Origin of the sequence: Pseudonocardia sp. SID8383 (assembly GCF_009864975.1) — a bacterium.
Taxonomy (GTDB): Bacteria; Actinomycetota; Actinomycetes; order Mycobacteriales; family Pseudonocardiaceae; genus Pseudonocardia; species Pseudonocardia alni.
Genome location: NZ_WWFY01000785.1, coordinates 1 through 5341 on the forward strand (window position 1 = coordinate 1; position 5341 = coordinate 5341).

Annotated in this window: 6 protein-coding genes; 3 read left to right on the top strand and 3 right to left on the bottom strand. The window is 73.3% G+C overall.

Annotated features, from left to right (window positions below; genetic code table 11):
- The 3 genes from GTW08_RS19330 to GTW08_RS19340 form a co-directional block, all read left to right on the top strand.
- The coding region (locus GTW08_RS19330) for a sensor histidine kinase (protein ID WP_161152334.1) at window positions 1–1216 on the top strand (1216 nt) is incomplete at its 5' end.
- Window positions 1213–1872, top strand: a complete 660-nt coding sequence (locus GTW08_RS19335) for a response regulator transcription factor (protein ID WP_073576097.1) — start codon at window positions 1213–1215, stop codon at window positions 1870–1872. The genes GTW08_RS19330 and GTW08_RS19335, both read left to right, overlap by 4 nt.
- A 26-nt stretch (window positions 1873–1898) precedes the next feature.
- Window positions 1899–2480 (top strand): peroxidase-related enzyme, encoded by a 582-nt coding sequence (locus GTW08_RS19340; protein WP_073576096.1) that lies wholly within the window; start codon window positions 1899–1901, stop codon window positions 2478–2480.
- Here GTW08_RS19340 and GTW08_RS19345 read toward each other — a convergent pair.
- Genes GTW08_RS19345 through GTW08_RS19355 form a run of 3 tightly spaced genes read right to left on the bottom strand, consistent with a single transcriptional unit; the run spans window position 2477 to window position 5083 of the window.
- A complete protein-coding gene (locus GTW08_RS19345) occupies window positions 2477–3238 on the bottom strand; it encodes an amino acid ABC transporter ATP-binding protein (protein ID WP_301549049.1) in 762 nt (253 codons plus the stop codon). The two genes, GTW08_RS19340 and GTW08_RS19345, sit on opposite strands and share 4 nt — an antisense overlap.
- Window positions 3235–4155 (bottom strand): amino acid ABC transporter permease, encoded by a 921-nt coding sequence (locus GTW08_RS19350; protein WP_073576095.1) that lies wholly within the window; start codon window positions 4153–4155, stop codon window positions 3235–3237. The genes GTW08_RS19345 and GTW08_RS19350 overlap by 4 nt, the downstream gene beginning before the upstream one ends.
- Window positions 4148–5083 (bottom strand): ABC transporter substrate-binding protein, encoded by a 936-nt coding sequence (locus GTW08_RS19355; protein WP_083658709.1) that lies wholly within the window; start codon window positions 5081–5083, stop codon window positions 4148–4150. Before GTW08_RS19355 ends, GTW08_RS19350 begins: the two co-directional genes overlap by 8 nt.
- Window positions 5084–5341: the final 258 nt, after the last annotated feature.

Consider the following 5341-nt stretch of genomic DNA (forward strand, 5'->3'; position numbering starts at 1 on the left):
CGCGCTGGCCGTGCTCGTCGCGGCCGGGACGCTCGCGGTGGTCACCCCGGTGGTACTGGCACCGGGCCCGGCCGCGGAGCTGGGCCTGGCGCCGGGCACGGCGGCGCTGGCCCTGGGGGTGGTGACCGTGCAGAACCTGCTGCTGGCGCTGCGCCGCACCGCCCCGGCGGTCTGCCTGGCGCTGACGGTCGGCCTGGAGCTGGTGAACGTCGTCCTGCTGCCGGTGGGTGCGGCCCTGCGGGGCCCGGCGACAGCGGTCGCGGCCGGCACCTGCGGGTCCCGGCTCCCGACGCGACGGGCCGGTGTCCTGGTCGGCGCGGCGGCGGTCGTCGAGACCACCGTGGTGCTCACCGGGATCGCGGTGCGACCGTCCGACAGTGCGCTGCTCGGCGCGGCCGGGCTGGTCGTCGCCCAGGTGCTGTCGGCGGTCCTGGTCTACGGCGGCCCGCTGCTGCTGGGCGTGTACCTGCGGACCCGGCGTCGCTACGCCGAGCTCGACCGGGTGCACACCGCCGGTGTCGTCGCGGCGTACCGGGAACGGGCGGACGCCGCCGTCGCCCGGGAGCGGGCGCGGATGGCCCGCGAGCTGCACGACGTCGCCGCGCACCACCTGTCGGCGATGGTCGTGCAGGCCGCGGTGGTCGAGCGGCTGGTGGACCGGGACCCGGACGAGGCGCGCCGGACGGCGTCCCGGCTGCGGGAGCAGGGTCGCCGCACCCTGCACGACCTGCGTCTGGTCGTCGGAGCGTTGCGGGAGCCGGGGGCGGGCGGCGCCGAGGCCGACGCCCCGGTCCCCGGTCTCGCCGAGCTCGACGGGCTCGTGGAACAGGCCCGGGAGCTGGGCGGGCCGGTGGAGCTGGTCCGGCGCGGGGACCCGGGCGAGCCGTCCCCGGTCGCCGACGTCACCTGCTACCGGGTGGTGCAGGAGGCACTGGCCAACGCCCGTGAGCACGCCGCCGGCGCCCCGGTCCGGGTGACCGTGACCCACGCCGACGGCCGGGTCGCCGTCGAGGTGGTGAACGGCCCCGCGCGCGGTACCCCGCCGGAGTCCGGCAGCGCGCCGGGCACCCGGGGGTTCGGGCTGGCCGGGATGCGTGAGCGGGCACAGCTGGTCGGCGGGACGTTCGAGGCGGGCCGGACCGGCGACGACGGCTGGCGGGTCCGCCTGGTCGTCCCGCACGATCCCGGCCCGGAGACCGGAGGGGGACGCGCGTGATCAGGGTGGTGCTGGCCGACGACCAGGCGGTGGTCCGGGCCGGGTTCCGGATGTTCCTGGAGCTGGCCGGTGACGTCGAGGTCGTCGGCGAGGCGTCGAGCGGGCCGGAGGCCGTCGCTCTGGTGCGCGCACACCGGCCCGACGTCGTCTGCATGGACGTCCGGATGCCCGGTGGCAACGGGCTCGTCGCGACCCGGGAGATCACCGGCCTCGACGACCCGGTCCCGGCTGTCCTCGTCGTCACCACCTTCGACCTCGACGACTACGTGTTCGGCGCGCTGGAGGCGGGCGCGAGCGGGTTCGTCCTGAAGGACACCCACCCCGACGACCTCGTCGACGCCGTCCGCCGACTCGCCCGCGGCGACGGGCTGATCGACCAGACCGTCACCCGCCGGGTGATCGCCGAGTTCGCGCGTCGCCGCCCCGCCCCGGACGCTGCGCCCGACGGCGGGGTCGCCCCGCTGACCCCGCGCGAGACCGAGATCGTGCGGATGCTGGCCCGCGGGCTGTCCAACGCCGAGATCGCCGACGAGCTGGTCGTCGAGACGTCCACGGTCAAGTCGCACCTGGGCCGGGCGATGGCGAAGATCGGGACCCGGGACCGGCTGCAGACCGTGGTGTGGGCCTACCGGACCGGCGTCGCCGCTCCCGGCTGACGGCCCGGACGGCTAGCGTCCGCGTCATGGCACAGCACGAGGTGAGCAGGTTCGGGCACGTCGACCCCGACGGGCTCCCGCCGGACCTGGCGGAGCGGATCGGCGCGATCGCGGAGCGGTCGGGGTTCGTCCCGAACGTGTTCCGCGCACTGGGGCGGCGCCCGCGGGAGCTGCGGGCGTTCCTGGACTACCACGACGCGCTGATGGACTCCGACGACGGACTGTCCAAGGCCGAGCGCGAACTGGTCGTCGTCGCCACCTCGGGGGCGAACAACTGCACCTACTGCGTCGTCGCGCACGGCGCGATCCTCCGGGTCCGCTACAAGGACCCGGAGATCGCCGACCGCGTCGCGACCAACCCCTACGCCGTGGAGCTGTCGGAGCGCGAGCGCGCGATCGTCGACCTCGCCCTGCTGGTCGCCCGGAACTCCGAGGCCCTCACCGAGGCCGACCTCGACGACGCCCGCGCCGCGGGGCTGTCCGAGGACGAGATCTGGGACGTCGGCGCGATCACCGCGCTGTTCGCGATGTCGAACCGGCTCGCGCACCTGACCGCGCTGCGCCCCAACCCGGAGTTCTTCCTGATGGGGCGCATCCCCCGCGGCTAGAGCACCTTCGACAGGAACGCGCGGGTGCGCTCCTCCTGCGGGTCGGAGAGCACCGCGCGCGGGTCGCCCGACTCGACGATCCGGCCGTCGTCCATGAACACCAGCGCGTCGCCGACCTCGCGGGCGAAGCCGATCTCGTGGGTCACGACGATCATCGTCATGCCCTCGCGGGCCAGCTCGCGCATCACGTCGAGCACCTCGCCGACCAGCTCCGGGTCGAGCGCCGAGGTCGGCTCGTCGAACAGCATCAGCTTGGGCCGCATGGCCAGCGCCCTGGCGATCGCGACCCGCTGCTGCTGCCCGCCGGACAGCTGCGCGGGGTAGGCGTCGGCGCGGTCGCCGAGCCCGACCCGGGTGAGCAGCTCGACGGCCCGCTCGCGCGCGGCCGCCCGGGACTCGCGGCGCACGACGACCGGCGCCTCCATCACGTTCTCCGCCGCGGTGCGGTGCGGGAACAGGTTGAACCGCTGGAACACCATGCCGACCTCGCGGCGCTGCCTGCCGAGCGCGGAGTCACGGAGCCGGTAGAGCCGCCCGTTCTCCTCGCGCAGCCCCATCAGCTCGCCGTCGACCCACAGCCGTCCGGTGTCGATGGTCTCCAGGTGGTTGATGCAGCGCAGCAGGGTCGACTTGCCCGAGCCCGACGGCCCGATCACGCAGCAGACCTGCCCGGGCTCGACGACGAGGTCGACGCCGCGGAGCACCTCGACGTCGCCGAAGCTCTTGCCGACCGTCTCGGCGCGGACCATCGGGGTCACGAGGTCTTCCCTCCCGTCCGGAACGAGAACAGCCGCACCAGCGGGGTCGCCTCGGTGACGGCACCGGCGACTCCGCGGCCGTAGCGACGTTCGATGACCCGCTGACCGGCGGTGAGCAGCGAGGTCAGCAGCAGGTACCAGGCCGCGGCCACGATGAGCAGCGGGATGGTCTGGAAGTTCGTCGAGTAGATCCGCTGCACCGAGGTGAGCAGGTCGGTGTAGCCGATGACGACGACCAGCGACGTCGTCTTCAGCATGCCGATCGTCTCGTTGCCGGTCGGCGGGATGATCACCCGCATCGCCTGCGGCAGGACGACCCGGCGCAGGGTCTGCGCGCGGGTCATGCCCAGCGCCCCGGCGGCCTCGCTCTGGCCCTGGTCGACCGACTGGATGCCCCCGCGCACGATCTCGGCCATGTAGGCGGCCTCGTTCAGCCCGAGGCCCAGCAGACACGCCAGGAACGGCGTGATCAGCGAGTTCGTGTCGAACACGACGAACTCCGGGCCGAACGGGATGCCGAGCGACAGGTTCGGGTAGAGCGAGGACAGGAAGCTCCAGAACAGCAGCTGCGCGATCAGCGGGGTGCCGCGGAACAGCCACAGGTAGACCCCGGACACCCCGGACAGCACCGGGTTCGGCGACAGCCGCATGACCGCCAGCCCGATCCCGCCGACGATGCCGATCAGCATCGACAGCACGGTCAGGACGAGGGTGTTCGCGAGCCCGTTCAGCACCGGTGCGGCGAACAGGTACTCCGCGACGACCGGCCAGCCGAAGTTCTCGTTGGTCAGCAGCGAGTTGACCAGCATCGCGCCCAGGACGGCGAGCACCGCGATCGCGACCCACCGTCCGGGATGCCGGACTCCGATCGCGTCGCGGGGCTCGGGTCGGGCGCCGGTGGTCGCCGGCTCAGCCACCGTTCACCGAGGAGGTGGGGATCGCGCCGTTCGCGACGTTCCACTTGTCGAGGATCTGCCGGTAGGTGCCGTCGTCGATCAGCGACTGGACCGCACCCTGCACGGCCTGGGCGTACTGGCCGTCGTTCTTCTTGAGCGCGATGCCGTACGGCGCGGTGTCGTAGGGCTGCCCGACGACCTCGACCGTGCCGTTCGTGGTGGTCTGCGCGTAGGCGGCGACCGGGGAGTCGGCGAGCATCGCGACGATCCGGTTCGAGTTCAGCGCGAGCGTCACGTCGGTCTGGGCCTGCAGCTCGGTGATCTGGATGGCCGGCTTGCCCTCCGCGGTGCATGCGGCGTTGCGGGCCTGCACGTCCTCGACCTGCACGGTGCCCTGCTGGACGCCGATCGCCCTGCCGCAGAGGTCGTTCGGATCGACGCCGTCCGGGTTGCCCCTGCGGGTGGCGAGGCTGGTGCCCGCGGAGAAGTAGCCGACCATGTCGAGCACCTGCGTGCGCTCGTCGTTGATGGTGAACGACGAGATGCCGGCCTCGTAGCGGCCGCCGGTGATGCCCGGGATGATCCCGGAGAACTGGCTCTGCTCGAACCTCGCGGTCAGCCCCAGCTTCTGGGCGATCGCGGTGCCGAGGTCGACGTCCATCCCGACGATCGTGGTGCCGTCGGGCGCGGTGAACTCGTTCGGCGGGTAGGTCGGGTCGGTGCCGACGACCCACGTGCCGTCCTGCCGCACCTCGGCCGGCACCATCGCCGCGAGCCGGTCGTCCTTGGCGACGGCCGGGATCGGCGCATCGGTGCCGGTGGCCTCGGCGGAGCCGCCTCCCCCGCTGCCGTCGCCGCCGGCGCCACAGCCGGTCAGGACCAGTGCGGTCAGTGCGGACAGTGCGATCCCGGTCAGGGAGCGGACGCTGCGGGTCCTCGCGGTCGTCATGCGGTTGCCTTCCAGGTGAGGCGGGGTCGAACGGCGGGGATCCTGCCACCTGTCGACGGGTCACCGCCGTGCGCACGGCCGATCCGTTACGTGGTCGTCGCACGCCGGTGGAACGCCGCGCCGGTCCGTGCCCGTTCGCCTACTGTTGGTACGACGACCCAGCGCCGCGGTCCGACGCGGTGCCGCATTCGTCACGGAGGTCCTCGACGATGTCGCTGTTCCGCAGACTCACCGTTCTGGCAGGAGCGGTCGAGGCCG

Excerpts from the sequence above, each read along its gene's own strand:
- GTW08_RS19340 (WP_073576096.1), top strand. The coding sequence starts at position 1,899 with ATGGCACAGCACGAGGTGAGCAGGTTCGGGCACGTCGACCCCGACGGG.
- GTW08_RS19355 (WP_083658709.1), bottom strand. The coding sequence starts at position 5,083 with ATGACGACCGCGAGGACCCGCAGCGTCCGCTCCCTGACCGGGATCGCA.